Below are 25,497 nucleotides of genomic sequence, written 5' to 3' on the forward strand. Positions count from 1 at the left end.
TAGCCGTCTTGTCTTGAGGAACATCGGAAATGGCTCTGCTTGGGCGTTACAACAGTTTGCAAATCGTGAAACACGTGGAATTCGGCCTGTACCTGGACGGCGGCGCTGACGGCGAGATCCTGCTGCCCGGGCGCTACATCCCGAAGGACGCCGAAACCGAAATCGACGACTGGCTGAACGTGTTCATCTACCTGGACAGCGAAGACCAGCTGATCGCCACCACCGAGAAGCCCAAGGTTCAGGTCGGCGAGTTCGCCAGCCTCAAGGTCAAGGACATCAACGGTGCGGGCATCTTCCTCGACTGGGGCCTGTCCAAGGACTTGCTGATGCCGTACTCGGAGGAGGCCCGGCCGTTGAAGGTGGGTGACTACTGCGTGGTGCACGTCTATCTCGACAAGCGCACCCGCCGCATCACCGCCACCTCACGCCTGGACCGCTACCTGGACCGTACGCCGGCCGAGTACCCGGTCGGCCAGCCGGTCGAGCTGTTGGTCGCCGGGCAGACGCCCATGGGCTTCAAGGCGATCATCAACAACCGCCATTGGGGCCTGATCCACAAGAACGAAGTGTTCAAGTTCCTGCGTTCGGGGATGCACGAGAAGGGTTACATCAAGGAAGTGCGCCACGATGGCAAGATCGCCTTGAGCCTGCAGCCGGTCGGCCAGGCCCTGGCCGAAGGCCTGAACGAGCAGATCATGGCGCGCCTGGAGGCCGAGGGCGGGGTATTGCCGGTGTGCGACAAGAGCGACCCGGAAGTGATCAGCCGCATGTTCAATGTCAGCAAGGGCAACTTCAAGAAGGCGATTGGCGCGTTGTTCAAGCAAGGCCGCATCGTCATCCATGACGATCGCATCGAGCGGACCTGAAATCAGGCCTGTACGAAGGGCTTGAAGTCGAGCTGGTCGCCACCTGGGCGGGTGTCGCGCAGCAGCGAGTCGCGGTCGGCGCTCAGTGCCAGGCTGATGGTCGAGCGGCGCTTGCCGGGGTTGCGTACTTCCATCTGCTCCTGGTGAGCCTTGATGAAGTTGGTGGGTACCTTGAGGTGCTGCAACTCATCGGTTTCGGGGGTGTGCAGCAGCAGGTTGACCCAGTCCGGCTGGCCTTTGCGCAGCAGTGCCACCGGCACTTCGAACCACCACAGGTTGCGTTTGCGGTCGAGGATGGCGAACAGGCAGTTGGCGCTGGTGAGTACCGGTTTGGCCAGGGCCTGGTTGCGACGGGCGATGGCGGCGGGTTTGTCGAGTTTCATGCAGGTTCCTGCGGGTTGACGCTTGATTAGGGCTGCATTGTGAGGGGTGGCGGGTAGCGGGGCAAGGTCTGCTGGCCTAATCGCCGGCAAGCCGGCTCCCACAGGTACTCCACAGTTTTCAGAACCTGTGCTGTCCTTGTGGGAGCCGGCTTGCCGGCGATAGGGCCAGTAGCCTCAGCGACGAACCGGCAGGCTCAACTCCGAAGTCGCCCCCTCGGCCGTGGTCACCGTCGCGGTAAAGCTGCGCAACCCTCCGGCATTCTGCAAAGGCTGGGCAAACCGCGCCTGGCCCTTGTCATCGCTGTTCACCAGCACTTCCCCCAGATACTGCTGCGCTTCAGTCCCCTCGGCCTCGGCATTGCCGAACACCTCGATCCGCAACAGGCTCGACGCCGGCCCTTGTACCTCGCCACGCAGCACATTGCCGTCCAGCGCCACTAGCCGTGGCGGCTGCTGATTGTGGTTGGGCAGTGGCTGGCACGGCTTAGGTTCGCCCTGGGCATCGCAGATGATCGCCTGGTCCTGCTTGGGCAGGTCCGCACCCACGCCGCGCGAGCCGACGTACAACGCATGGGCCTGAGCCGGCACTCCGAAGACGATGGCGCCCGTGCGCTGATCCGCCACACACGATCCGCCCGCCTCGCAGCGGCGGATATCCTGGCTGTTGCCCCAGATACGGTTGCCGCTCAAGCGCGTGGCGGTGAGGTCCGGTTCCGGGCGCAGGGCGACGCCGATGCGATTGCCGTGGATCAGGTTGCCATCGAGGATGTTGCCTTCGCCGGTCACGCTGACGCCGATCGAGTTGCCGCTGAACGTATTGGCGCCCAGGTAGTTGCGCTTGCCCCAGTTGATCTGCAAGCCGTCCGAGTAGTCCTCGAAGCGGTTGCGCACCACCGTGTTGTCGTTGCCCAGCAAGATCTCGATGCCTTGTGACGGCTCGGGGTTGGCGGCGGTTGAGCGGAACAGGTTGTCGGCCACCAGGTTGAACGCCGCGCCTCGGGTCAGCTCCAGGCCGTCGCCGTTGTCGATCAGCTGGTTGCGCAGCACCTTGTTGTTGATCGTGGTGGTGGCTGTGGGGTTGCCGGCACCGTCGTCGCCGGTGAGCATGATGCCCGCACCGCCCTTGTTGGCGACGATACGGTTGTCTTCGATGACGTTGCCGCTGGCACGGTTGACCAGGATGCCGATGCAGAAATTGCGCACCTCCAGGCCACTCAAGTGCACGCCCTGGGTATCACGCAGTACCAGCCCGGGGTTGGTGGTGGTTCGCACATTGGTGCCGAACTGGCCGGGCAGGGCGCCGGGGCAGGTGCGTACACCTTGGTCCTTGATATAGCCCGAACCGTCGATGGCGATGTATTGCCCGTCTCGCGCCCAGGACTGGCCGGTGATGCGCACCGGGCCCTTGATTTCCGGTAGGGCGCGGGTCGGGCGGATGACATACGGAGCCCGGCCGACCGCGGCGATTTCGATGCGGTAGTGGCCGGGGTGCTGGTTGCTGGTCTCGATGGCCCAACGCAAGGTGCCGGGCTGACCATCGTCGGCATAACGGTTCACCAGCAGGGTTTCACTGGCCGGTGCGGCGGCGAGTGCAGGCAAAGGCAATAGCGGTAGCAAGGCCGCGAGCAAAGGCATGAGGCGCATGGGTGCGGGTTTCCGATAATGGTTGTTCTTGTCGGTTGGCAGCCTGCTTCGGGTTGCCGTTTGCCCGCGATTCTAGGGGAGCAGGTTGACGGGGCGCAGCGGCCCGGGGCTGATTTGGTGCGGTATTCGCCCGCAGATTCACCGCTCGGCTTGAGCGGGGCAAATTGTTTGAAACTCCTGGCGCAGAGGCTCGGTCCACCGACTGTCGACACGGTCCCCGTGTCTCCATTTGCAGGAGATTTGCCATGAGCGGCACCAAAGACAAAGCGAAAGGCTTGGCCAACGAAGCTGTAGGCAACATCAAGCAAGGTGTCGGTAAGGTCACCGACAACGAAAAGCTGCGCGCCGAAGGCAAGGCCCAGGAACTCAAGGGCGAGGCGCAGCAGATCAAGGGCAACGTCAAGGATGCGGTGAAGAAGCCTTGATGATGCACTGACTGGGCCGGCCTCTTGCTCGTAGAGGCCGGAACAGTTCAAGCAGGCAACTTCTTCTAGTACGGTAGGGAGCAGTACATCAGTCGCGTGGTCTATTAGACTTCCCTGTTGTATTGATCAAGCGGCGAAAGGAGACGCTATGATTTTCCCCGACCTGCGCGGCCTGCCCTTGCACCGCGTGCTGGTACGCACCGTCCAGGAATTTCTCGATGACGAGATGTCTACCTATGCGTCTGCGCTGGCCTACCAGATGCTGTTCTCGCTGTTCCCGTTCCTGCTGTTCCTGATTGCCTTGATCGGCTTTTTGCACCTGCCCGACTTCTTCTCCTGGTTGCGCCTGCAATCGGAGCTGGTACTGCCCCCCCAGGCGCTTGAGCAGGTCAACCCGGTGATCGACCAGTTGCAACAGTCCAAGGGTGGCCTGCTGTCGGTGGGTATCGTGATCGCCTTGTGGACCGCTTCTGCCGGCGTGCGCCTGATGATGAGCGCCATGAACGCCGCCTACGACGTGCCCGAGGGCCGCCCGGTATGGAAACGCATTCCACTGTCGATCTTCTACACCGTCGGCATCGCCGGCATGTTGCTCTCGACGGCAGCATTGATGGTGCTGGGGCCGCAGGTGATGGAATGGATTGCCGCCCAGGTCGGCATGCAAGAGGTGGTGGTGACGGTTTGGACGATTCTGCGCTGGCCGGCAATCATCATCCTGATGATGGTGGCGGTCGCGTTGATCTATTACGTGATGCCCGATGTGAAGCAGAAGTTTCGCTTCATCACGCCAGGTTCGGTGCTGGCGGTGGTGGTCTGGATCATCGCCTCGCTGGGCTTTGCCTACTACGTGAAGACCTTCGCCGACTACAACGCCATGTACGGCAGCATCGGTGCAATCATCGTGCTTTTGCTGTATTTCTACATCTCTGCGGCCGTGTTGCTTCTGGGCGCAGAAATGAATGCCGTGATCGAGCACATGTCGACCGAGGGCAAGAACCCTGGCGAGAAGGATTTCGAGGGCAGCAAGGCCAAGGAAACCATCACCGTGCTCGGCCATGAGCACCCCGTAGAGCCCCAACCGTCCGAGCCGAACCCGCGATGATCCGTGACATTCTCAAGATGGGCGACGAGCGCCTGCTGCGCATTGCCCCTCCGGTCCCCGACCACCTGATCGGCAGTGCCCAGCTGCAGCAGCTGATCGACGACATGTTCGAAACCATGCGGCATGTCGGTGGGGTAGGGCTGGCAGCGCCGCAGATCGGCATCGACCTGCAGCTGGTGATCTTTGGTTTCGAGCGCAGCGAGCGTTACCCGGATGCCGAGCCGGTACCGCAGACCATCCTGATCAATCCGGTGATCACGCCGCTGTCGACCGAGATCGAGGAAGGCTGGGAGGGCTGCCTGTCAGTCCCGGGCCTGCGCGGTGTGGTACCCCGCTACAAACACATCAGTTATGCGGGCATCGATCCGCAGGGCCAACCGATCAATCGCTTTGCCGATGGCTTCCATGCGCGGGTGGTGCAGCATGAATGCGACCACCTGATCGGGCGGCTTTACCCGTCGCGCCTCCAGGATTTCAGCAAGTTCGGCTACACCGAGGTGCTGTTCCCCGGGCTGGACGCCAGCGACGACTGAGCACGCACCAAGGCGACCAACTGCTTGCTGCGTTGGTAGCGTGAAAGTCGGCTTGCCAAGGCTTGCGGGAGCGTGGCGGCGTGTTCGAAGCCAAGGCGCTCATACAGAGCGACAAGCTCGGGATGACAGAACAGCCAGGTACTGCCCTGCGTCTGCGCCAACGCAGCGTTGACCAGCTGCCCGGCCACCCCATGGCCCCGCAGCTGCGGGGCAACGAACAGACCGGTAAGCCAATGGCCGTCGTCGACGGGCCTGAGACTCAGGCCCGCAACGATGCCCGAGGCGCGCGCCACCCAAAGTTGCCCTTCATTGTCTGCACGCATGCGCGAGCCCTGCTGGCGGTAGAAATGGTCGAGCAGGCGGCGTTCGGCGCCAATCAGTTGTGTGCAGTCCAGCGGAGTCATGGGTTTTCCAGTAAAAAAGCATTTTGCGACAAGGGCGCGCATGAAGCCGTGGCAGAGGCTCTGGGGCGCTATTTTCAGGCGTTTTCTGTTGCAGATTGTTGCAAATCACACAAGGGTGAATGTCCGACGTCGGGGTTCAACTATTCCTATCCGGGAGTAGAATTTTACTCATTCCCCCTGGCAGTACGACAAAGCGGGATCGGTACTTCGTGTCATCTTCGCAGTCGATGACAACTTCTCCGCGCCAATGACGGCACATGAAGTCAATCGATCAGCTTGATTGCTTTAAAGGCCAAACACCATGAAACCATTACTGATTCTTGCACTGGTCGGTATGTCTTCGTTCGCCCTGGCGGATGAGGCCAAGCCTGTCTCCACCGAGCCTGTGGCCCAGCAGTACGACTACTCCATGAACCTGGACATCAAACGGGTGATCAACTTGTCGACGATTCCCAATGTCTGCGAAGTGGTGCCTGCGACCATGACCTATGAAGACCATCAAGGCCAAGTGCACACCATTCAGTACCGGGCCATGGGCGAGGGCTGCCAGCAAGGTTGATCCACACAAGCGTCCAGCTTCCAAAATCCCAAAGTTGACGCAAATCCCTGTGGGAGCCGGCTTGCCGGCGATGAGGCCGGAGCAGGCAGAAGACTTTCGCCTTGTAAGCCTGTTCCAGCCCTATCGCCGGCAAGCCGGCTTCCACAGGGGCAGCGCTGTTTGCAACATCTGCTTCAGGCTGTTTGCCCCCCTGCCAACACCTGTCGCACCACCTCCAACCCTCGCTTCAGCTCGGCCCGGCTTGTCGCCGCCGACAAGCTGATACGCACCGCCTGTACCTCGCTCGCGCCAATCGCGAAGACACTCGCCGGCACCACCTCCACGCCTTGCGCCCGGCACTGCGCCACCACCTTGTCAGCTCCCCGCGAAGCCGCCACCCACACATGCGGTGAGGGCTCGCTGGCGTTTTGCAACGCATCCCCCAGCAACTGGTGCGCCAGGCGCCAGCGCACGGCCACCTCCCTGCGCTGCCAGGCCAGCCGCCGCGCCGCGGTGCCGTCTTCGATCCACTGGCAGGCGATGTGCAGGTTCAGTGGCGACACTGGCCAATGGCTGGCCCCCGCATGCGGATCGACCTGCTCCAGCAGTCCCGGGCTGGCCACGATCCACCCCAGGCGCAACCCGGCGGCCACGGTCTTGGACAGGCTGCTGATCAGAATGCCGTGGTCTCCCAGCAGCGGATAAAGCGGGGCATGGTCACTGAGTGCGCCGTACACATCATCCTCGATCACCCGCAGCCCCAGGCGCCTGACCACCTCGGCGATGGCCTGGCGGCGTGCGTCGCCCATGCAGGCACCGGTGGGATTGTGCAGGGCAGGCGTCGTCACCAGCACCCGTGCGCCACTGGCCCGGGCGACCCGGTCCAGCTCCTGCGGCAGCAGGCCCTGGGCATCGAGTGCGACCCCGTGTACCGGCAGGCGCAGTTGCCGGCACGCGGCCTTGATGCCGGGTGCGGTCAGGGCTTCGAGCAGCACCGGTTCACCGGCCTGGCAGAACGACTGCAGCAACAGGGTCAGGGCCTGCTGGGCGCCGCCGCAAGGTAGCAACTGCTCCGCCGACAGGGCCAGGCCGCGATTGCTCAGCCAGCGAGCACCCTGAAGGCGGCCCAGCAACAGTTGCTGCGGGCCAAGGTAATGATCGAGCAGCTGCGTCTGACCTTGAGCCAGCAAGGCCTGCAGGCTTGTCTGCAGGTCCTGGTTGGCAGGGTCGGCTACCGGCACGTTGGTCGACAGGTCGATCAGAGCGCCCGGGCTGTCGTGCTGCTTGAGGCGAAACAGCGTGGCTTCTCGACTGCCCGCCAATACATAGGTGCCGCGCCCGACTTCGCCCGCTACCAGGTGTCGGGCGGCCGCTTCACGGTAGGCCTGCTGGGTCGTGCTGGGGTTGAGCCCGAGCTTCCAGGCCAGGCGGCGCTGGGGTGGCAGGCGCTCACCGACCTTGAGCGTGCCGGCTTCGATGGCGCTGGCGATGGCGTCGACCAGTGCCAGGTAGCGGGGCTGGCCATCGTCGGCCAGTTGAGGCATCCACATGAAATTGCCGCCCATGCAATATAAGGATTTACCCATACAATGCCCGGCGCCTAGGATCGATTCAACCTCGTACCGATAAAGGATGACCGCCATGTTCGACCTTGCCGCCCTGCGTGAAGCCGCCGCCTTCGTCCACCAGCATGTTCCCGCTACCGCGCAGTACCGTTGGCCATTGCTGGCCGAGCGGCTGGGCTGCGAGGTCTGGGTCAAGCACGAGAACCACGCGCCCACCGGGGCGTTCAAGGTACGTGGCGGCCTGGTCTACGTGCGCTCGCTGCTGGCCGCTGGCGAGCCGCCCCGCGGGCTGGTCACCGCCACCCGTGGCAACCACGGCCAGAGCATGGCCCTGGCCGCGCGCCAGGCGGGTGTGCCGCTGGTGATCGTGGTGCCCGAAGGCAATTCGAAAGAGAAGAACGCCGCCATGCGCGCACTCGGCGCCGAGTTGGTCGAACACGGCGTGGATTTCGATGTGGCCCGCGAGGAGGCTGCCCGACTGGCCGAGGCCCTGGGCTATGACATGGTCCCGTCGTTCCACCCGGAACTGGTGCGTGGCGTGGCCACCTATGCCCTGGAGCTGTTCGAAGCCGTGCAGGCGCTGGACTGCGTCTACGTGCCGATCGGCATGGGATCGGGCATCTGCGGGCTGATCCAGGCGCGCAACCTGCTGGGCTTGCAGACCGAGATAGTAGGGGTGGTTTCCAGCGCGGCCGATGCCTACGCGCAAAGTTTCGAGCAAGGGCGCATCGTCACCACCCGCAGCGCCGAGACCTTCGCCGATGGCATGGCCTGCCGGGTGCCGCACCCTGATGCGTTTGCCCTGGTTCGCCAGCATGCTGCGAGGATCGTGCGGGTCACCGACGACGAAATCGCCGAGGCCATGCGGCTCTACCACGAGGCCACCCACAACACCGCCGAAGGTGCGGGAGCTGCCGCGCTGGCGGCATTGATGCAAGAGCGCGAAAGCCAACGGGGCAAACGGGTGGCGGTGGTGCTGAGCGGGGCCAATGTGGACCGTGCGCGCTATGCGCAGGTGCTGGCAGGGGGCGAAAAATACTGAATGAATATTGAGGAAAAAGTGCTATCTCATTTTGATAGCATTTTTCCATGAACACTCGATACCGAAAGATTTTCGATGCCATCCACCGGACGCCAACCACATCGTCATTGGCCTTTTCCGAGATCGAAGCACGGGTGCTTCACCTCGGCGGCGAGGTGCTGGAGCGGCAAGGGTCCAGGGTCAAGCTGATGCTTGGCGGCCAGTGCTGGAGATGCCATCGCCCCCATCCAGGCAAGGAAGCCAGGCGGTATCAGATTGAAGAAGCCCGCGAATTCTTGTTGCGGGCAGGAGTCAGCCTATGAGTTGCATGCGCTACAAGGGCTATGCCGCCCGAATCGAATACGATGAACGTGACGATATTTTCGTCGGCCGCGTGCTTGGCATGCGCGACATCATCAGCTTTCACGCAAGCTCTGTCCCCGAGCTTCATGAAGCCTTCGGTGAAGCGTTGGAGGATTATCTGGCCGACTGCGCCGAACAAGGCATCACCCCTGAAAAGCCCGCATCGGGCAAGGTCATGCTGCGTATCCGGCCGGAGGTGCATGCAGCTGCCAGCATTGCCGCTCGTGCTGCCGGCAAGAGCTTGAACCAGTGGGCAGATGAGGTGTTCGAACAGGCGGCTTTCGCCTGACCGAACACCTCGCTTCCAATCCCCACTTCACTCGTGGCAGGCTCTACCGCGCCTCATTGGTCAGCCACCGAGTACTCAATGCCATTCTCCAACGGTTTTCTCCTCAGCCTGTCCCTGTGCCTCGATATCGGTATCGCCAACATCGCGATGATCACCCTGGCCATGCAGCGCGGCTTCCTTCAAGGGTTCTGGCTCGGCCTTGGCACTTGTGTCGGCGACCTGGTCTACGCGATTGCGGCGCTTGCCGGCATGACCGTGCTGTTGCAGTTCGAAAGCGTGCGCTGGACGTTGTGGCTGGGTGGCTCGGCGTTACTGGTCTGGTTCGCACTGAAGATGCTGATGGCTGCCTGGCGCGGTGGGCATATGGAGACGCGAGCAGAGGTGGTGGTGGAGTCGGGATGGCGCGAGTTCTTGCGCGGTATCTTCCTGGCCATGTCGTCGCCCAGTGCGATTCTGTGGTTCGCTGCGGTAGGGGGCGTACTGATTTCCCGCTCCGGCGGCGGCAGCTTGCTGGATGCGGGATTGTTTCTTGGCGGCTTCTTCGCTGCCGGGCTGGTCTGGTGCATGAGCCTGTGCGGCATTGCCAGCCATGGGGGGCGCTTGCTGGGTGATCGGCTGCTGACCTGGTCGTACCTGTTGTCGGCGGCGATTTTTTGCTACTTCGCGGTGTATGTCATCGTTTCGGGCTACCGTGAATTTATCCTGGCCAGCCCGGTGGTGTAGGCAGTGATCGTGGTGTGGGTGCGAGGGGCACGGTTTTAGCGCTTTGGCGCCCTCCAGATCCAGCGCCGCCCGCGCGGCGCTGGATCTTGAACCCCCTGAAAATGGCATGGCGAACACTTCGCGCATCACCGTCCATCGACCGCCATGCCATTCATGTCGATTTTCTGCTCCTCCGTTCGACCAGTGTTGAAGGCCCCGCAAACGCCGTGGCCACTCACTACTTCGGAGAGAACCCGATGAACTCCCAAGCCGAATCCGAAATCCGCCAACTGATCGAGCGCTGGATGCAGGCCGTGCGCGACCGTGACATCCCAAACATCGTCGCGCCCTACGCCGACGATATCGTCGCCTTCGATGCCATCAAGGAACTGCAATTCAAGGGCAAGGCCGTGTACCAGGCGCATTGGGAAATGTGCATGGGCTTTTGCACCGGCCCCATGGTCTTCGAACTGGCCGAGCTCACCGTGCATGCCGATGGCGACCTGGGCCTGGCCCACTGGCTCAACCGCTGTGGCCCGTCAGACGATGAAAGCCAGTGCGGCTTCATGCGCGCCACCGTGGGCTATCGCAAGGTAGGCGGCCAGTGGCAGGTGATCCACGAACACTGGTCGGCACCGTTCGACATGGAAACCCAGAAAGCACTGTTCGATCTCAAGCCCTGAGCCGCTATCGCCAAACGCACTTTGCCGATGCCCTGGAGACGACCATGAAATACCTGTGCCTGGTCTATTGTGACGAAGGGCTGCTGCACAGCCTGCCCGACAGCCCGGAAGATGCCGAATGCATGGCCTACGCCGAAGCGCTGCACGGCTCCGGGCGCATGCTCGCAGCGGAGGCGCTCAAGCCTGTGCAGACCGCCACCACGGTGCGCATGCGCGCAGGGCGCATGAGCCTGACCGATGGTCCGTTCGCGGAAACCAAAGAACAATTGGCGGGCTTTTACCTGGTCGATGCCCGCGATCTCAACGAGGCGCTCAACATCGCCAAGGGCATCCCCGCTGCGCGGGTCGGCAGCGTTGAAGTACGGCCAGTGCGCGAATTGCAGCCCTGACAGCCACGGAGAACAACCAGCATGAGCCTTGCCCAGCCTGCGCAAGCGCAGCACGAATTGTCCATCAGCCGCCTGATCGATGCGCCACCGGCCAAAGTGTTCCGTGCCTGGACCGAGCCCGAATGGCTGATGCAGTGGTGGGGGCCGCATGGCATGACGACACCGGAATGCGAGATGCAGCTGTGGGTCGGCGGCCTCTTGCGTACCTTGATGCGCGCGCCAGATGGCACCGAGTACCCAACCCAGGGCGTGTTCCTGGAAATCGCCGCCCCACGTCGGCTGGTATTCACCGATGCGTTCGGCCCGGGCTGGGTGCCTTCGGACAAAGCCTTCATGACGGCGGTCATCACCTTTGACGAGGAACAGGGCAAGACCCGTTACACCGCCCGCGCCTGGCACTGGAACGCTGCCGACAGCCGTGCCCATGAAGAAATGGGCTTCTACCAGGGCTGGGGAGAAAGTCTGGACCGCCTGGTGGAGGTCGTGACCCAGCGGATGCCGGACTGATGGTGCAGGTGAGCGCGGTGCGTGCTGAAGTCGAGGCGGTGTACCGCCGCGACTCGCGGCGCATTCTCGCGACGCTGATCCGTTTGCTGGGCGATTTCGACCTGGCCGAGGAGGCCCTGCACGATGCCTTCTTCATTGCCGTGGAGCGTTGGCAGCGCGATGGTATCCCGGACAATCCGCGCGCCTGGCTGGTGTCGGCCGGCCGCTTCAAGGCCATCGACGCGCTGCGCCGGCGCGCACGGTTCGACCGCTCCCAGGCAGACCTGATCATGCTCATCGAGGGCCAGGGCCAAGACCCCAGCGAGGAGGAATTGCTCGCCGACGACCGCCTGCGGCTGATCTTCACCTGCTGCCACCCGGCCCTGGCCGCCGATGCTCAGGTGCCGTTGACCCTGCGCGAAGTCTGCGACCTGACCACCGAGCAGATTGCCCGGGCGTTTCTGCAGAGCCCGGCGACCATCGCCCAGCGCATCGTGCGCGCCAAGGCCAAGATCCGCGATGCGTGCATTCCTTACCAGGTGCCGGAGCTGCACGAGCTGCCGGAGCGGCTGGAGAGTGTGTTGCGCGTGATCTACCTGGTGTTCAACGAGGGTTACTCGGCGTCTTCCGGCGAGGAGGTGCTGCAACAGGCGCTGAGCGATGAGGCGATTCGCCTCGGACGTCTGCTGGTGCAGCTGTTGCCGGACCCGGAGGCCGTCGGCCTGCTGGCGCTGATGCTGTTGCAGGCATCGCGGCAGCGGGCGCGCAGTGATGCCGAGGGCAACCTGGTGCTGCTCGACCAGCAGGATCGCAGCCTTTGGGACCGCGAACAGATCAGCGAAGGTTGCGAGCTGGTGCGGCTGGCGTTGCGCAGCCGCGCGTTCGGGGCCTATACCGTGCAGGCGGCGATCGCTGCAGTGCATGCCGAGGCACCGAGCGCCGATGAAACGGACTGGGTGGAAATCGTCGGGCTTTACGATGTGCTGCAGCAGCATTGGCCTTCACCCGTGGTGGCGCTTAATCGGGCCGTGGCGCTGGCCCAGCGGGATGGGCCGCAGGTGGGGTTGCGTGAGGTCGAGGCGATTCTGCGGGCTGGGGACTTGAGTGAGTATCACCTGGCGCATGCGGCGCGGGCCGAGCTGCACCAGCAACTGGGCAATGTCGAAGAGGCCAGGGCGGCCTGGCGGCGGGCGCTGGAGCTGACCCGGCAGGCGCCGGAGCGGCGGCATATCGAACAGCGATTGCAGGCGTTGGGATGAGGTGGCTGTACCGGCCCTATCGCCGGCAAGCCGGCTCCCACAGAGATGCCACCGTTATTGGGTTCAGTGGGGTACCTGTGGGAGCCGGCTTGCCGGCGATAGGGCCGGTACTGACGGAATCAATCAGCGGGCAACGAAATTCGGCGGCGACACCAGTTCAACGGTCTGCTGCTTGCGCGGCGCCAGGATCTCGGCCTCGCCCTCGACCACCAGTTCATCGTTCTGGTTGTACACGTTGGTGGCGATGCGCACCTTGAACTTGGGCAGCTTCTCGAGGATTTCCAGGCGCACGGTCAGCGTGTCGCCGATCTTCACGGGCTTCTGGAAGCTCATCTTCTGGCCCAGGTAGATGGTGCCAGGGCCGGGCAAGGTGCAGGCGACGGCGGCGCTGATCAGTGCACCGCTGAACATGCCATGGGCAATGCGCTCGCGGAACATGCTCTTGGCGGCGAACTCGGCATCCAGGTGCACCGGGTTGTGGTCACCGGACATGGCGGCGAACAGCTGGATGTCGCGTTCTTCCACGGACTTCTCGTAACTGGCCGTCTGGCCCACTTCAAGAGCTTCGTACGGCGTGTTGGTGACCTGGGTCATTGGCGTTTCCTTGATGAAAGGACGAGGCAGCCATCATTCACTGCGAGCAGGGCGGCCAAGGGCCAGCGCCTGCTCCAGCCAAGCGAGGATATCGGCGGTGACCTCGTCTTTGTTGAGTTCATTCAGCACTTCGTGCCGCGCCTCAGGATAGACGCGCAGCTGTACATGTCGATTGCCGGTCGCGCGCAGGGCGTCGGCCAGATGAGTGAGACGCTTGCCGGCACTCACCGGATCACATTCGCCGCCAATTACCAGCAACGGCAGGTTCGGGTCGATCTGCGCCAAATTCCTGGCCTGGCTGATCTGCGCCAGGCCCTGCAGCAGATCGAGCCACAGCTGGTTGCTGCAGCGAAAGCCGCACAGCGGGTCTTCGACGTACTTGTCGACTTCGACAGGATCGCGGCTTAGCCAGTCGAAAGTCGTGCGATTGGGCTTGAAGGTTTTGTTGAACGAGCCGAACGACAGCCAGTCGATCAAGGCACTTTTGCCCAATGGCCCCTGGCGCAAGGTTTCCAGGCGGGCAATCAGGCGCGCCGCTCGGTACAGCGCCGGCGGTTGCAGGTTGGAGCCACTGAGTACCGCTCCATGCACGCTGCCACTGTGGTGCATCAGGTAGGCCTGGGCGATGTAGCTGCCCATGCTGTGGCCGAACAGGAACAGCGGAGTGCAGGGAAACTGCTGGCCGATGTGCTGGGCTAGCAAACCGAGGTCGTTGACCACGGCATTCCAGCCATGCTTTCGGGCGAACAGGCCAAGGTTGCCGAGCTCGGCGGTACGGCCGTGGCCGCGCAGGTCGGGTGCCAGCAGCGCGTAGCCGGCCTCGCTGAGGGCATGTCCCAGACGCTGGTAGCGGCCGGCATGCTCGGCCATGCCGTGCGCCAGCAGCACCACCGCCTTGACCGGCGTGGCTGGCAGCCATTGATGCACGTACAGGCTGCAATGCTCGCTGGCGGGCAGCCAGAAGGCGTCGTGGGGCATGGCGAATCCTTTGCGCAGGGGTACGAGCACAGTGTATGCACAACCGCCCGGATTGCAGGAAGGGCACAAATAAGATTCACAATGTTAATGGCGGCACTTGGCGTATATGCCACCTTCGGCTTACCTGCTAACGTCGGTTCAACGCCTTTTTGCCATCAGGCAAACGAGGCAAGGGATCATGCAGGTCAAGGCAGAGGAACAACAATAAATGCAAGCCGACTTCTGGAATGACAAGCGCCCGGCGGGCGTACCTTCCACCATCGACATCCATGCATACACCTCGGTCGTCGAGGTGTTCGAGCGCTCCTGCAAGCGCTTCGCCGACCGCCCGGCGTTCAGCAACCTTGGCGTGACCCTGACCTATGCCGAGCTCGAGCGCCATTCCGCGGCTTTCGCCGCCTGGCTGCAGCAGCATACCGACCTGGTACCGGGCGACCGCATCGCGGTGCAGATGCCCAACGTCCTGCAATACCCCATCGCGGTGTTCGGTGCCTTGCGTGCCGGGCTGATCGTGGTCAACACCAATCCGCTGTATACCGAGCGCGAGATGCGCCATCAGTTCAAGGATTCCGGTGCCCGCGCGCTGGTGTACCTGAACATGTTCGGCAAGCGCGTGCAGGAGGTACTGCCGGATACCGGCATCGAGTACTTGATCGAGGCGAAGATGGGCGACCTGTTGCCCACGGCCAAGGGCTGGCTGGTCAACACCTTGGTCGACAAGGTGAAGAAAATGGTCCCGGCCTACCACCTGCCACAGGCGGTTTCGTTCAAGCAGGTACTGCGCGAGGGCCGCGGCCTGGTGCACAAGCCGGTACCCTTGACCCTCGACGACATCGCCGTGCTGCAATACACCGGCGGCACCACCGGGCTGGCCAAGGGGGCCATGCTCAGCCACGGCAACCTGGTGGCGAACATGCTCCAGGTGCTGGCCTGCTTCTCCCAGCACGGCCCGGACGGGCAGAAGATGATCAAGGACGGCCAGGAGGTGATGATCGCGCCGCTGCCGCTGTACCACATCTATGCCTTTACCGCGAACTGCATGTGCATGATGGTCACCGGCAACCACAACGTACTGATCACCAACCCGCGCGATATTCCCGGCTTCATCAAGGAACTCGGCAAATGGCGCTTCTCGGGGTTGCTGGGCTTGAACACCTTGTTCGTTGCCTTGATGGACCATCCCGGTTTCCGTCAGCTGGATTTCTCTGCGCTCAAGGTCACCAACTCGGGCGGTACGGCGCTGGTCAAGGCCACTGCCGAGCGCTGGGAGAGCCTCACCGGCTGCCGCATCGTCGAAGGCTATGGCCTGACCGAAACCTCGCCTGTGGCCAGCACCAACCCCTATGGCCAGCTGGCGCGCCTGGGCACCGTGGGTATGCCCGTGGCGGGCACTGCGTTCAAGGTCATCGACGACGAGGGCAACGAGTTGCCGGTGGGTGAGCGGGGCGAGTTGTGCATCCAGGGGCCGCAAGTGATGAAGGGCTATTGGCAGCAACCCGAAGCCACCGCCCAGGCGCTGGACGCTGAAGGCTGGTTCAAGACCGGCGACATCGCGGTGATCGACCCGGACGGCTTCACCCGCATCGTCGACCGCAAGAAGGACATGATCATCGTCTCGGGCTTCAACGTGTACCCCAACGAGATCGAGGATGTGATCATGGGCCATCCGCAAGTGGCCAACTGCGCGGCCATCGGGGTGCCGGACGAGCGTTCCGGGGAGGCGGTGAAGCTGTTCGTGGTGGCGCGCGAGGGCGGTCTCAGCCTGGATGAGCTCAAGGCCTACTGCAAGGCCAACTTCACGGGGTACAAGGTGCCCAAGCACATTGTGTTGCGTGAATCGTTGCCGATGACGCCGGTGGGCAAGATTCTGCGGCGCGAGTTGCGCGACATCGCTTGAATTCGCGGCGGCCCCACCGCCGGCTTGCCGGCGATGGGGCCCTCAGCCGCTCTAAAATGCCACTCCTGACCAGAAATTCCAGCCATTCCGCGACATTTTGGATAAATACTCTAAAAATGACTTGTATCGTTCATTGAGTCACTTTCGTGACCGTAAAGGCCAAATTTGGCCTCTAGGCGACCCCAAGCAAAGCTGTTACTCTCGGCGCGCTTTCAGATGATTCGGTTTGCAATGAACCGCCATCACATATCAATAATAAGCGCATCGACGCGTGAATCGAACTTCGCTGTTGCTGAAGGAGTGGGCTTCCATGATCGAACATTTTTGGAAGGATAAATACCCAGCCGGGATTACGGCGGAAATCAATCCTGACGAATTCCCCAATATCCAGGCGGTATTGAAGCAATCCTGCCAACGCTTTGCCGACAAACCGGCCTTTAGCAACCTGGGCAAGACTATCACCTACGGCGAGTTGTACGCGCTGTCGGGTGCCTTTGCCGCCTGGCTGCAGCAGCACACCGACCTCAAGCCGGGTGATCGCATTGCCGTGCAACTGCCCAATGTCCTGCAGTATCCGGTAGCGGTATTTGGCGCCATGCGCGCCGGGCTCATCGTGGTCAACACCAACCCGCTGTACACCGCACGGGAGATGGAACACCAGTTCAACGACTCCGGTGCCAAGGCCCTGGTGTGTCTGGCCAACATGGCCCATCTGGCCGAGAAGGTGGTGCCCAAGACCCAGGTCAAGCACGTCATCGTCACCGAAGTGGCCGACCTGCTGCCGCCGCTCAAGCGCCTGCTGATCAACAGCGTCATCAAGTACGTGAAGAAGATGGTACCGGCCTACAACCTGCCGCGTGCCGTGCGATTCAACGACGCCCTGGCGCTGGGTAAAGGTCAGCCGGTCAGCGAAGCCAACCCGCAGGCCAACGACGTGGCGGTGCTGCAGTACACCGGTGGTACCACCGGCGTTGCCAAGGGCGCGATGCTGACCCACCGCAACCTGGTGGCCAACATGTTGCAGTGCCGTGCGCTGATGGGTGCGAACCTGCACGAAGGCTGCGAAATCCTGATCACCCCGTTGCCGCTGTACCACATCTACGCCTTTACCTTCCATTGCATGGCAATGATGCTGATCGGCAACCACAACGTGCTGATCAGCAACCCGCGCGACTTGCCCGCGATGGTCAAGGAACTGAGCAAATGGAAGTTCAGCGGCTTCGTCGGCCTCAACACCTTGTTCGTTGCCCTGTGCAACAACGAGGCGTTCCGCGCGCTGGATTTCTCGGCACTGAAAATCACCTTGTCCGGTGGCATGGCCTTGCAGTTGAGCGTGGCCGAACGCTGGAAGACGGTCACCGGTTGCGCTATCTGCGAAGGCTACGGCATGACCGAGACCAGCCCGGTGGCGGCGGTCAACCCGGCCGAGGCCAACCAGGTCGGTACCATTGGTATCCCCGTGCCGTCGACCCTGTGCAAGATCATCGACGACAGCGGCAATGAACTGCCGCTGGGCGAAACGGGAGAGCTGTGCGTCAAGGGCCCGCAGGTGATGAAGGGCTACTGGCAGCGTGAAGATGCCACCGCCGAGATCCTCGATGCCGAAGGTTGGCTGAAGACCGGTGACATCGCCCTCATCCAGCCCGACGGCTACATGCGCATCGTCGACCGCAAGAAGGACATGATCCTGGTCTCGGGCTTCAACGTGTACCCCAACGAGCTGGAAGACGTGCTTGCGGGCTTGCCGGGTGTGCTGCAGTGCGCCGCGATCGGCGTGCCGGACGAGAAGTCGGGTGAGGTGATCAAGGTGTTCATCGTGGTCAAGCCAGGCATGACCGTGACCAAGGAGCAGGTGATGGAGCACATGCGTGCCAACGTCACCGGTTACAAGGTGCCGCGTTTCATCGAGTTCCGTGATGCCTTGCCGACCACCAACGTGGGCAAGATCCTGCGTCGCGAACTGCGTGATGAAGAGTTGAAGAAGCAGGGGCTGAAGAAGATCGCCTGATCTGGCCCTGTGCGATTGCTGTAGGAGCGGCCTTGTGTCGCGAAAGGGCCGCGCAGCGGCCCCAGCATTCTAGGCAAATAGCTGAGAATCTGGGGCCGCTGCGCGGCCCTTTCGCGACACAAGGCCGCTCCTACATGAGGGTGCTGGCCTGAAGAATCAGCGCAGTTTTTCCAGCATCTGGTAGTACCACATCCCCGCCGCCAACAGCGGATTCCCCAGCAGATCCCCCATCGGCACCTTGATGTGCTTGCACGCCGCGAAGGTATCGAACTTCTCCAGCGTCCCGGTCAGCGCCTCGGCCATGATCTCGCCCATGATATGGCTGGTAGCGATGCCATGCCCCGAATAGCCCTGGCAATACCAGACATTGTCCGAGAGCTTGCCCAACTGCGGAATGCGGTTGACCACGATGCCCATCGCGCAGCTCCACTGGAACTCGATCGGCACACCCTTGAGCGCCGGGAAGGTGCGCTCGATGCACGGCCGCAGTTCGCCTTCGATATCACGCGAATCCTTGCCCGAATAATTGGCGCCACCGCCGAACAGCAGGCGTTTGTCCGCCGTCAGGCGGTAGTAATCGAGGACGAAGCGGCAGTCGTACACCGCCAGGTCCTGCGGGTTGATCTGCTCGGCCAGCTCACCTAGCGGCGCCGTGGTGACGATGCCGCCCATGGCTGGGAAGATCTTGCCCTTGAGCTGTCGTTTTTCCAGCTTGTGGTAGACGTCGCCAGCCAGCATGACCTGGCGTGCCTCGATCCGGCCCTGGGCAGTGACCACCGCCGGACGTGGGCCGTGGACGATGTCCAGCACCTCGGAATTCTCGAAGATCAGCGCACCCAGGCTGTGGGCGGCGCGAGCCTCGCCGAGGCACAGGTTGAGCGGATGCAGGTGCAGGTTGCGCAGGTTCTTCAGCGCGCCGAGGTACAACGGGCTCTGCAGATGATCGGCGACGGCAGTGCGGTCGAGCAGTTGCACCTGCTCACCCATGCCGCGGCGCTGGGCCTCAGCCTGGAAACCGCGCAACTCGTCCATATGGGCAGGCTTCATTGCCGCGTGCAGGTGGCCACGCTTGAGGTCGCAGTCGATGCCATAGCGCTCGACGCGCTGCTCGATGATCTGATGCCCGCGCCAGCGCAGGTGCCAGATGAAGTCGTCGACATCGCTGCCCAACCGCTGGCGCATCTGCGTGCGCATGGCCTCGTCGCCCGACAGGCTGCCGGTGACTTGCCCGCCGTTACGCCCGCTCGCGCCCCAGCCGATACGGTTGGTTTCCACCACCGCCACCTTGAGGCCGCGCTCGGCCAGCTCGACGGCGGTGGCCACGCCGGTGAAGCCGCCGCCGATGATGGCCACGTCGACCTGCACCGTACCCTTGAGTTGTGGGTACTCGGTGTGGTCGTTGAGCGAGGCGCTGTAGTAGGACGGCGCGCGCTGGGCCGGGCCGTTGTTCACTGCTGCGTTCATGGGTATTCCTTGTTCTGAATAGGGTAGGGCTCAGGCCTGGTGCAGGTACCAGCGCCAGTCCTGTTCGCTGACTTCGGCCATGAACTGGCGGTATTCGGCACGCTTGACCTTCAGGTACACGCCAAGGAAGGCTTCGCCGAGCGCTTCCCGGGCCCACTCCGAGCGCTCCAGCGCGTCGAGGGCGGTCAGCCAGTCGGTGGGCAGGTGCTCGGTGGCCTGGGCGTAGCCGTTGCCTTCGACGGGTGCGCCCGGGTCGAGCTGCTCGCGGATGCCGCGATGGCTGGCGGCGAGGATGGCTGCCGCTGCCAGGTAAGGGTTGGCATCGGCGCCGCAGATGCGGTGCTCCACATGGCGGCTGTTGGCCGGCCCGCCGGGCACGCGCAGGCTCACGGTGCGGTTGTCGACGCCCCAGGTCGGGGCCAGCGGCGCGTAGCTGTTGGCCTGGAAGCGGCGGAACGAGTTGGCGTTGGGGCAGAACAGCAACAGCGAGTCGCGCAGGTGACGCAGCATGCCCGCCACTGCCTGGCGTAGCAGCGGGGTGCCGGCCTTGTCCTCGCTGGCGAACAGGTTGTTGCCGGCGCTGTCGGCCAGGCTCAGGTGCATGTGCATGCCGGTGCCGGCCAGTTGGGCGAAGGGCTTGGCCATGAAACAGGCTTGCATGCCATGGGCATGGGCCACGCCCTTGACCAGGCGCTTGTAGCGCACGGCCTGGTCCATGGCCTCCAGTGCATCGCCATGCTCCAGGGTGATTTCCACCTGGCCCGGGGCGTATTCGGAGATCGCCGTGCGGGCCGGGATGCCTTGCGCCTTGCAGGCCGCGTAGAGGTCGGCGAGGAACGGCTCGATCTGCTCCAGCTCGCGCAGGCCATAGACCTGAGTGCTGCGCGGGCGGCCGCCGTCGTTGTCCAAAGCCGGTTGCGGGCGGCCCTGGGCATCGCGCTTCTGGTCGAGCAGGTAGAACTCCAGCTCGCAGGCCATCACCGGGTGGTAGCCATCGGCCTTCAGGGCTTCGACGGTGCGCAGCAGCACATGGCGCGGGTCGGCGACGCTGGCCGGCAGGCCTTCGCTGGGGTGCATGCTGACCTGCACGGCAGCGGTCGGCACACGGCGCCAGGGCAGGCGCACCAGGCTCCCGTCCAGGGGGTAGGCGCGGCAGTCGATATCGCCGACGTCCCAGACCAGGCCGGAGTTCTCCACGTCATCGCCGTTCAGGGTCAGGCCCAGGATGGTGCTGGGCAGCGGGCGGCCGCTCTGGTACACCGCCAGCAGTTCCTCGCGGTGCAGCAGCTTGCCGCGGGGTACGCCGTTGGCGTCGAGGATGAACAGTTCGAACAGCTCGATGTCCGGGTTGTCGGCGAGAAAACGGCTGGCTTGCTCTACGGGTGCAAAGTGCATGATGGATTCGCTCGTGGGCACACAGGACCGCCGCTTGGCTGCGGTCCGGCTGAGTCAATCGGCCGAGGGACGGCCGGGTATGTTCAGAGAGGCGAGAGCGAAGTATCCGGTGGGCGGGCGTGGCGGCAGTGCCACAGGGCCCAGAAGGCGAGGATCACATGGACCAGCGGATTTTCGCCGGCGCAGGTCCTGGCCTTCGGTAGCGAAGGGCGGGACAGCGGCGGGGCGATGGTCGGTGCGGGGGTCATGCCTTTGATACTCACATGCGGCTCAAGGTTGATTAAAGCAGTGAATGGCAACCTTCAGATCGGACTTGGCTAAACATTCGTGGTGTCGCCACTGGCCCTATCGCCGGCAAGCCGGCTCCCACAAAGAGCAGGCCAGCGCCGGCCCCTGTGGGAGCCGGCTTGCCGGCGATAGGGCCGGTACAGACAGCAAACAACCGGCAAATCTGCGACAATCGCGGCTCTCACGAATGCCGATCATGAAAAAGCAGGCCCACCTGCATCACTAAAAAGCCCCATGACTGACCACGCCATCGACAAACTGCTGCAAAACCTCGACCACGCCATGATCGCCGACCGTCATCGTCTGCGTCGGCAGATCCATGAACTGCGCAAGCGCCCCGACGAGGCCAAGCTTGCCCAGTGGGTGGAGAAGGTCCAGGCATCCTGCGCCCAGGTCACTGCGCGCCAGCAAAGCGTGCCGCACATTCGCTACGACGACAGCCTGCCGATAGCCGCCAAGCGCGACGAAATCAAGAAAGCACTGGCAGAAAACCAGGTCTTGGTGATCGCCGGCGAAACCGGCTCGGGCAAGACCACCCAACTGCCCAAGATCTGCCTGGAGCTGGGCCGTGGCAGCCATGGCCTGATCGCCCACACCCAGCCACGCCGAATCGCCGCGCGCAGCGTGGCAGCGCGGGTGGCCGAAGAACTGGGCACGCCGCTCGGCGGGCTGGTCGGTTACCAGGTACGTTTCGAAGACCAGAGTGACGCCAATACCCTGGTCAAGCTGATGACCGACGGCATCCTGCTGGCCGAGACCCAGCATGACCGCTTCCTCGAACGCTACGACACGATCATCGTCGACGAAGCGCACGAGCGCAGCCTGAACATCGATTTCCTCCTCGGCTACCTCAAGACCCTGCTGCATCGCCGGCCAGACCTGAAGCTGATCATCACCTCGGCGACCATCGACCTGGAGCGCTTCTCCAAGCACTTCGATGACGCGCCAATCATCGAGGTGTCCGGTCGTACCTACCCGGTCGACACCTGGTATCGCCCGCTGACCAGCGAGCAGGACGAAGAGGGCAACCAGGTCGAGGACGATCTCACCGTCGACCAGGCGATCCTCGCCACCCTCGACGAGATCGCCCATCACGAACGCAGCGAGGGCAAGGGCCCGGGCGATGTGTTGGTGTTCCTGCCGGGCGAGCGTGAAATTCGCGATGCCGCCGAGATCCTGCGCAAGGCGCAACTGCGTCATACCGAAATTTTGCCGCTGTACGCCCGCCTGTCACCGGCCGAACAGCAGCGCATCTTCCAGACGCACACCGGGCGCCGCGTGGTGCTGTCGACCAACGTCGCCGAAACCTCGCTGACCGTGCCCGGCATCCGCTACGTGATCGACACCGGCACTGCGCGCATCAGCCGCTACAGCTACCGCGCCAAGGTTCAGCGCCTGCCGATCGAGGCCGTGTCCCAGGCCAGCGCCAACCAACGTAAGGGCCGTTGCGGCCGGGTCGAACCCGGCATCTGCATCCGCCTGTACAGCGAAGAGGATTTCAACGGCCGGCCGGCGTTCACCGACCCTGAAATCCTGCGTACCAACCTGGCGGCGGTGATCCTGCAGATGCTGCACCTGCGCCTGGGTGACATTGACGCATTCCCGTTCATCGAGCCGCCGGATGGCAAGGCCATCAGCGATGGTTTCAACCTGTTGCAGGAGCTTTCGGCGGTCAACCGCGAGAACCAGTTGACCCCACTCGGCCGCCAGTTGGCACGCCTGCCGATCGACCCGCGGCTGGGTCGCATGCTGCTCGAAGGCGCCCGCCAGGGCAGCCTGCAGGAAGTGCTGATCGTCGCCAGTGCGCTGTCGGTGCAAGACCCGCGCGAGCGTCCGCCGGAGCGCCAGCAGGCCGCTGACCAGGCGCACGCACAGTGGAAGGATGTCGACTCCGACTTCGCTGGGCTGGTCAACCTGTGGCGTGGTTTCGAGGAACAACGCCAGGAACTGACGGCCAACCCACTGCGTAATTGGTGCCGCAAGCACTTCCTCAATTACCTGCGCCTGCGCGAATGGCGCGATGCCCATCGCCAGCTGGCGCTGATCTGCCGTGAGCTGCAGCTGGCGGTGAACAAGGAACCGTCCGACTACCAGAAAATGCACAAGGCCATCCTCAGCGGCCTGCTCAGCCAGATCGGCCAGAAGACCGAAGAAGGCGACTATCAAGGCGCGCGCCAGCGGCGCTTCTGGGTGCACCCGTCGTCGGGCATCGGCCGCAAGCGGCCGCAGTGGCTGATGGCCGCCGAGCTGGTCGAGACCACCAAGCTGTATGCGCGCATGGTGGCCAAGATCGAACCCGACTGGATCGAACCACTGGCCGGCCACCTGGTGAAGAAGAACCACTTCGAGCCTCACTGGGAGAAAAAGCGCGGGCAGGTCGTGGCCTACGAGCAGATCACCTTGTACGGCCTGATTCTGGTCGGCCGTCGCCCCGTGCATTACGGCCCGATCGACCCGGTCACTTCGCGTGAGTTGTTCATCCGCGAGGGCCTGGTCGGTGGCGAGATCCAGTCGCGCGCCAAGTGCCTGGCGGCCAACAAGCGCCTGCTCGAAGCGCTCGACGAGCTGGAGGCCAAGGCCCGCCGACGCGACATCCTGGCCGATGAAGAAACCCTGTACGGCTTCTACGAAGCGCGCTTGCCGGCCGAGATCCACCAGACCGCTACGTTCGACAGCTGGTACCGCATGGGCAGCCAGAAGGACGCCAACCTGCTGATCATGCGCGAGGAAGACGTGCTGGCCCGTGAGGCCAGTGAAGTCACCGCCGCGCAATACCCCGACAGCCTGCAGGTGGGCGAACTGCGCCTGCCCCTGACGTATCACTTCGAACCCGGTCACCCACGTGACGGCGTCACCGTGCGGGTGCCGGCGCCGTTGTTGCCGAGCCTGCCGGGCGAGCGCCTGGAGTGGTTGGTGCCAGGCTTGCTGGAGGCCAAGTGCGTGGCCCTGGTGCGCAGCTTGCCCAAGGCCCTGCGCAAGAATTTCGTGCCGGTGCCGGACTTCGTCAAGGCCGCCCTGGCGCGCATGACCTTCGGCCAAGGGGCGCTGCCCCAGGCGCTGGGCCAGGAGCTGCTGCGCATGACCGGCGTCCGCGTGTCCGACGAGGCCTGGGAAGAGTCCATCAGCCTGGTCGAAGGCCATTTGCGGATGAACATCGAAGTGGTCGACGGTGAGGGCAAGTTCCTCGGCGAGGGCCGCGACTTGGCCGAGCTGACCGCGCGCTTTGCCGCCGCCAGCCAGGCAGCGTTGGCGGTGCCGCGCAACGACAGGGCCGAACAGCCGGTGCAGGCCAAGGCCTTCAGCGAGGTGAAGCAGACTGCCCAGCAGAAGATCGCCGGGTTGTCGATGACGGTGTATCCGGCGTTGGTGGAAGAGAACGGCAGCGTGCGGGAAGGTCGATTCTCGACCCAGGCCGAAGCCGAGTTCCAGCACCGCCGCGCCTTGCAGCGCCTGTTGCTGCAGCAGTTGGCCGAACCTGCCAAGTTCCTGCGGGGCAAGCTGCCGGGCCTGACCGAATTGGGCTTGCTGTACCGTGAACTTGGGCGCGTCGAGGCGCTGGTGGAAGACATCCTGCTGGCCAGCCTGGACACCTGCATCCTCGAAGGTGAAGCGAGCCTGCCACGCGATGGCGCGGCCTTGGCCGGGCTGGCCGAGCGCAAGCGCGGCAGTTGGGCCGAGCATGCCGAGCGTCTGGCGCGGCAGACCTTGGAGGTGCTCAAGCTGTGGCATGGCCTGCAGAAGCGCTTCAAGGGCAAGATCGACCTGAGCCAGGCCGTGGCCCTGAACGATATCAAGCAGCAGTTGGCCAATCTGGTCTATCCGGGCTTCGTGCGCGAGACGCCGAATGCCTGGTTCAAGGAGTTGCCACGTTACCTGAAGGCGGTGGAACTGCGCCTGGAAAAACTCGGCAGCCAGGTGCAGAAGGACCGGGTGTGGAGCGGTGAGTTGAGCAACCTTTGGGCCCAGTACAAGGCGCGTGCCGACAAGCATGCCCAGGAGGGCAAGCGCGACGAGCAGCTGACCCTGTACCGCTGGTTGCTTGAGGAGTATCGGGTGTCGCTGTTCGCTCAACAGTTGGGCACAAAAGTGCCAATTTCCGACAAGCGCCTCAGCAAACAGTGGTCTCAGGTGGAAGCCTAAACACTCGAAGTTGTGGCAATATTGATGCAATTTGCGGCTGCTTCGCAGGCAAGCGCGTTCCTTTGCAGGAGCGCGCTTGCC

At 63.4% G+C, this 25,497-nt stretch carries 24 protein-coding genes; 16 read left to right on the plus strand and 8 right to left on the minus strand.

The features are described 5' to 3' along the window. Positions 1–29 precede the first annotated feature (29 nt). Positions 30–866: a S1 RNA-binding domain-containing protein gene (locus tag ACIPZG_RS02895; protein WP_008098773.1), complete on the plus strand. Its 837-nt coding sequence runs from the start codon at positions 30–32 to the stop codon at positions 864–866. 2 nt (positions 867–868) lie between these two features. Here the strand turns inward: ACIPZG_RS02895 and ACIPZG_RS02900 are convergent, their stop codons facing one another. Together ACIPZG_RS02900 and ACIPZG_RS02905 are read right to left on the minus strand one after the other, a co-directional pair. After that, positions 869–1,249: a hypothetical protein gene (locus ACIPZG_RS02900; protein ID WP_400710007.1), complete on the minus strand. Its 381-nt coding sequence runs from the start codon at positions 1,247–1,249 to the stop codon at positions 869–871. A gap of 174 nt (positions 1,250–1,423) precedes the next feature. After that, positions 1,424–2,893 (minus strand): nitrous oxide reductase family maturation protein NosD, encoded by a 1,470-nt coding sequence (locus ACIPZG_RS02905; RefSeq protein ID WP_400710010.1) that lies wholly within the window; start codon positions 2,891–2,893, stop codon positions 1,424–1,426. A gap of 245 nt (positions 2,894–3,138) precedes the next feature. On the opposite strand from ACIPZG_RS02905, the gene ACIPZG_RS02910 reads away from it, so the two are divergent. The 3 genes from ACIPZG_RS02910 to def all read left to right on the plus strand — a co-directional run bounded on the left by ACIPZG_RS02910 (position 3,139) and on the right by def (position 4,953). Further along, positions 3,139–3,318: a CsbD family protein gene (locus tag ACIPZG_RS02910; protein ID WP_008098780.1), complete on the plus strand. Its 180-nt coding sequence runs from the start codon at positions 3,139–3,141 to the stop codon at positions 3,316–3,318. 148 nt (positions 3,319–3,466) lie between these two features. Then, the gene (locus ACIPZG_RS02915; protein ID WP_008098781.1) at positions 3,467–4,420 is read left to right on the plus strand and encodes a YihY/virulence factor BrkB family protein; all 954 of its coding nucleotides are present in this window, start codon (positions 3,467–3,469) and stop codon (positions 4,418–4,420) included. After that, a complete protein-coding gene (gene def, locus ACIPZG_RS02920; RefSeq protein ID WP_400710013.1) occupies positions 4,417–4,953 on the plus strand; it encodes a peptide deformylase in 537 nt (178 codons plus the stop codon). Before ACIPZG_RS02915 ends, def begins: the two co-directional genes overlap by 4 nt. Here the strand turns inward: def and ACIPZG_RS02925 are convergent. Then, positions 4,908–5,357 (minus strand): GNAT family N-acetyltransferase, encoded by a 450-nt coding sequence (locus tag ACIPZG_RS02925; RefSeq protein ID WP_400710016.1) that lies wholly within the window; start codon positions 5,355–5,357, stop codon positions 4,908–4,910. The genes def and ACIPZG_RS02925 overlap by 46 nt on opposite strands. A gap of 301 nt (positions 5,358–5,658) precedes the next feature. On the opposite strand from ACIPZG_RS02925, the gene ACIPZG_RS02930 reads away from it, so the two are divergent. Then, complete coding sequence (locus tag ACIPZG_RS02930; protein WP_008098787.1) at positions 5,659–5,916, plus strand: DUF2790 domain-containing protein; 258 nt, start codon at positions 5,659–5,661, stop codon at positions 5,914–5,916. A gap of 173 nt (positions 5,917–6,089) precedes the next feature. On the opposite strand, the gene ACIPZG_RS02935 is transcribed toward ACIPZG_RS02930, so the two are convergent. Further along, entirely contained in the window at positions 6,090–7,445 is a 1,356-nt protein-coding gene (locus tag ACIPZG_RS02935; RefSeq protein WP_400710867.1) for a PLP-dependent aminotransferase family protein, read from the minus strand. A gap of 91 nt (positions 7,446–7,536) precedes the next feature. On the opposite strand from ACIPZG_RS02935, the gene ACIPZG_RS02940 reads away from it, so the two are divergent. From ACIPZG_RS02940 to ACIPZG_RS02975, 8 genes are all read left to right on the plus strand, one after another. Next, a complete protein-coding gene (locus ACIPZG_RS02940) occupies positions 7,537–8,502 on the plus strand; it encodes a threonine dehydratase (protein WP_400710019.1) in 966 nt (321 codons plus the stop codon). 47 nt (positions 8,503–8,549) lie between these two features. Next, positions 8,550–8,804 carry a type II toxin-antitoxin system HicA family toxin gene (locus ACIPZG_RS02945; RefSeq protein ID WP_400710022.1) on the plus strand — a complete coding sequence of 85 codons (255 nt, stop codon included), beginning with the start codon at positions 8,550–8,552 and terminating at the stop codon, positions 8,802–8,804. Beyond that, positions 8,801–9,133 carry a type II toxin-antitoxin system HicB family antitoxin gene (locus ACIPZG_RS02950; protein ID WP_400710025.1) on the plus strand — a complete coding sequence of 111 codons (333 nt, stop codon included), beginning with the start codon at positions 8,801–8,803 and terminating at the stop codon, positions 9,131–9,133. The genes ACIPZG_RS02945 and ACIPZG_RS02950 overlap by 4 nt, the downstream gene beginning before the upstream one ends. Before the next feature lie 78 nt (positions 9,134–9,211). Beyond that, positions 9,212–9,856, plus strand: a complete 645-nt coding sequence (locus ACIPZG_RS02955) for a LysE family translocator (protein ID WP_400710028.1) — start codon at positions 9,212–9,214, stop codon at positions 9,854–9,856. A gap of 236 nt (positions 9,857–10,092) precedes the next feature. Continuing rightward, positions 10,093–10,518, plus strand: coding sequence for a YybH family protein (locus ACIPZG_RS02960; protein WP_400710031.1), 426 nt, complete (start codon positions 10,093–10,095; stop codon positions 10,516–10,518). Positions 10,519–10,562: 44 nt separating this feature from the next. Then, positions 10,563–10,907, plus strand: a complete 345-nt coding sequence (locus ACIPZG_RS02965) for a YciI family protein (RefSeq protein ID WP_008098803.1) — start codon at positions 10,563–10,565, stop codon at positions 10,905–10,907. A gap of 21 nt (positions 10,908–10,928) precedes the next feature. Further along, on the plus strand, positions 10,929–11,414 hold the full coding sequence (locus ACIPZG_RS02970; RefSeq protein WP_400710034.1) for an SRPBCC family protein: 486 nt from the start codon (positions 10,929–10,931) through the stop codon (positions 11,412–11,414). After that, positions 11,414–12,652, plus strand: coding sequence for an RNA polymerase sigma factor (locus tag ACIPZG_RS02975; protein WP_400710037.1), 1,239 nt, complete (start codon positions 11,414–11,416; stop codon positions 12,650–12,652). Before ACIPZG_RS02970 ends, ACIPZG_RS02975 begins: the two co-directional genes overlap by 1 nt. 123 nt (positions 12,653–12,775) lie before the next feature. Here ACIPZG_RS02975 and ACIPZG_RS02980 read toward each other — a convergent pair whose 3' ends face one another. After that, positions 12,776–13,246, minus strand: coding sequence for a MaoC family dehydratase (locus tag ACIPZG_RS02980; RefSeq protein ID WP_400710040.1), 471 nt, complete (start codon positions 13,244–13,246; stop codon positions 12,776–12,778). A 33-nt stretch (positions 13,247–13,279) separates the two neighbouring features. Continuing rightward, a complete protein-coding gene (locus tag ACIPZG_RS02985; protein WP_400710043.1) occupies positions 13,280–14,224 on the minus strand; it encodes a lysophospholipase in 945 nt (314 codons plus the stop codon). Between the two features lie 208 nt (positions 14,225–14,432). Between ACIPZG_RS02985 and fadD2 the strand changes: the two genes are divergently transcribed. Together fadD2 and fadD1 are read left to right on the plus strand one after the other, a co-directional pair. Next, positions 14,433–16,121: a long-chain-fatty-acid--CoA ligase FadD2 gene (gene fadD2 / locus ACIPZG_RS02990; protein WP_400710046.1), complete on the plus strand. Its 1,689-nt coding sequence runs from the start codon at positions 14,433–14,435 to the stop codon at positions 16,119–16,121. A gap of 310 nt (positions 16,122–16,431) precedes the next feature. Further along, positions 16,432–18,129: a long-chain-fatty-acid--CoA ligase FadD1 gene (fadD1, locus tag ACIPZG_RS02995; RefSeq protein ID WP_008097998.1), complete on the plus strand. Its 1,698-nt coding sequence runs from the start codon at positions 16,432–16,434 to the stop codon at positions 18,127–18,129. Between the two features lie 156 nt (positions 18,130–18,285). Here fadD1 and ACIPZG_RS03000 read toward each other — a convergent pair whose 3' ends face one another. Then, positions 18,286–19,593, minus strand: coding sequence for an NAD(P)/FAD-dependent oxidoreductase (locus tag ACIPZG_RS03000; protein ID WP_400710049.1), 1,308 nt, complete (start codon positions 19,591–19,593; stop codon positions 18,286–18,288). Positions 19,594–19,623: 30 nt separating this feature from the next. Further along, positions 19,624–20,988 (minus strand): glutamine synthetase family protein, encoded by a 1,365-nt coding sequence (locus ACIPZG_RS03005; RefSeq protein WP_400641641.1) that lies wholly within the window; start codon positions 20,986–20,988, stop codon positions 19,624–19,626. A 522-nt stretch (positions 20,989–21,510) separates the two neighbouring features. On the opposite strand from ACIPZG_RS03005, the gene hrpA reads away from it, so the two are divergent. Next, the gene (gene hrpA, locus ACIPZG_RS03010; RefSeq protein WP_400710052.1) at positions 21,511–25,416 is read left to right on the plus strand and encodes an ATP-dependent RNA helicase HrpA; all 3,906 of its coding nucleotides are present in this window, start codon (positions 21,511–21,513) and stop codon (positions 25,414–25,416) included. Positions 25,417–25,497 lie beyond the last annotated feature (81 nt).

This window comes from Pseudomonas sp. NPDC089395 (genome assembly GCF_044749525.1).
In the GTDB taxonomy this organism is placed as follows: domain Bacteria; phylum Pseudomonadota; class Gammaproteobacteria; order Pseudomonadales; family Pseudomonadaceae; genus Aquipseudomonas.

Coding starts and splice junctions, on each gene's coding strand:
- ACIPZG_RS02930 (WP_008098787.1), top strand. CDS start 5,659: ATGAAACCATTACTGATTCTTGCACTGGTCGGTATGTCTTCGTTCGCC.
- ACIPZG_RS02905 (WP_400710010.1), bottom strand. CDS start 2,893: ATGCGCCTCATGCCTTTGCTCGCGGCCTTGCTACCGCTATTGCCTTTG.
- hrpA (WP_400710052.1), top strand. CDS start 21,511: ATGACTGACCACGCCATCGACAAACTGCTGCAAAACCTCGACCACGCC.
- ACIPZG_RS02945 (WP_400710022.1), top strand. CDS start 8,550: ATGAACACTCGATACCGAAAGATTTTCGATGCCATCCACCGGACGCCA.
- ACIPZG_RS03000 (WP_400710049.1), bottom strand. CDS start 19,593: ATGAACGCAGCAGTGAACAACGGCCCGGCCCAGCGCGCGCCGTCCTAC.
- ACIPZG_RS02925 (WP_400710016.1), bottom strand. CDS start 5,357: ATGACTCCGCTGGACTGCACACAACTGATTGGCGCCGAACGCCGCCTG.
- ACIPZG_RS02985 (WP_400710043.1), bottom strand. CDS start 14,224: ATGCCCCACGACGCCTTCTGGCTGCCCGCCAGCGAGCATTGCAGCCTG.
- ACIPZG_RS02960 (WP_400710031.1), top strand. CDS start 10,093: ATGAACTCCCAAGCCGAATCCGAAATCCGCCAACTGATCGAGCGCTGG.
- ACIPZG_RS02955 (WP_400710028.1), top strand. CDS start 9,212: ATGCCATTCTCCAACGGTTTTCTCCTCAGCCTGTCCCTGTGCCTCGAT.
- ACIPZG_RS02980 (WP_400710040.1), bottom strand. CDS start 13,246: ATGACCCAGGTCACCAACACGCCGTACGAAGCTCTTGAAGTGGGCCAG.
- ACIPZG_RS03005 (WP_400641641.1), bottom strand. CDS start 20,988: ATGCACTTTGCACCCGTAGAGCAAGCCAGCCGTTTTCTCGCCGACAAC.
- ACIPZG_RS02895 (WP_008098773.1), top strand. CDS start 30: ATGGCTCTGCTTGGGCGTTACAACAGTTTGCAAATCGTGAAACACGTG.
- fadD1 (WP_008097998.1), top strand. CDS start 16,432: ATGATCGAACATTTTTGGAAGGATAAATACCCAGCCGGGATTACGGCG.
- fadD2 (WP_400710046.1), top strand. CDS start 14,433: ATGCAAGCCGACTTCTGGAATGACAAGCGCCCGGCGGGCGTACCTTCC.
- ACIPZG_RS02950 (WP_400710025.1), top strand. CDS start 8,801: ATGAGTTGCATGCGCTACAAGGGCTATGCCGCCCGAATCGAATACGAT.
- ACIPZG_RS02965 (WP_008098803.1), top strand. CDS start 10,563: ATGAAATACCTGTGCCTGGTCTATTGTGACGAAGGGCTGCTGCACAGC.
- ACIPZG_RS02940 (WP_400710019.1), top strand. CDS start 7,537: ATGTTCGACCTTGCCGCCCTGCGTGAAGCCGCCGCCTTCGTCCACCAG.
- ACIPZG_RS02975 (WP_400710037.1), top strand. CDS start 11,414: ATGGTGCAGGTGAGCGCGGTGCGTGCTGAAGTCGAGGCGGTGTACCGC.
- ACIPZG_RS02915 (WP_008098781.1), top strand. CDS start 3,467: ATGATTTTCCCCGACCTGCGCGGCCTGCCCTTGCACCGCGTGCTGGTA.
- def (WP_400710013.1), top strand. CDS start 4,417: ATGATCCGTGACATTCTCAAGATGGGCGACGAGCGCCTGCTGCGCATT.
- ACIPZG_RS02900 (WP_400710007.1), bottom strand. CDS start 1,249: ATGAAACTCGACAAACCCGCCGCCATCGCCCGTCGCAACCAGGCCCTG.
- ACIPZG_RS02970 (WP_400710034.1), top strand. CDS start 10,929: ATGAGCCTTGCCCAGCCTGCGCAAGCGCAGCACGAATTGTCCATCAGC.
- ACIPZG_RS02910 (WP_008098780.1), top strand. CDS start 3,139: ATGAGCGGCACCAAAGACAAAGCGAAAGGCTTGGCCAACGAAGCTGTA.
- ACIPZG_RS02935 (WP_400710867.1), bottom strand. CDS start 7,445: ATGTGGATGCCTCAACTGGCCGACGATGGCCAGCCCCGCTACCTGGCA.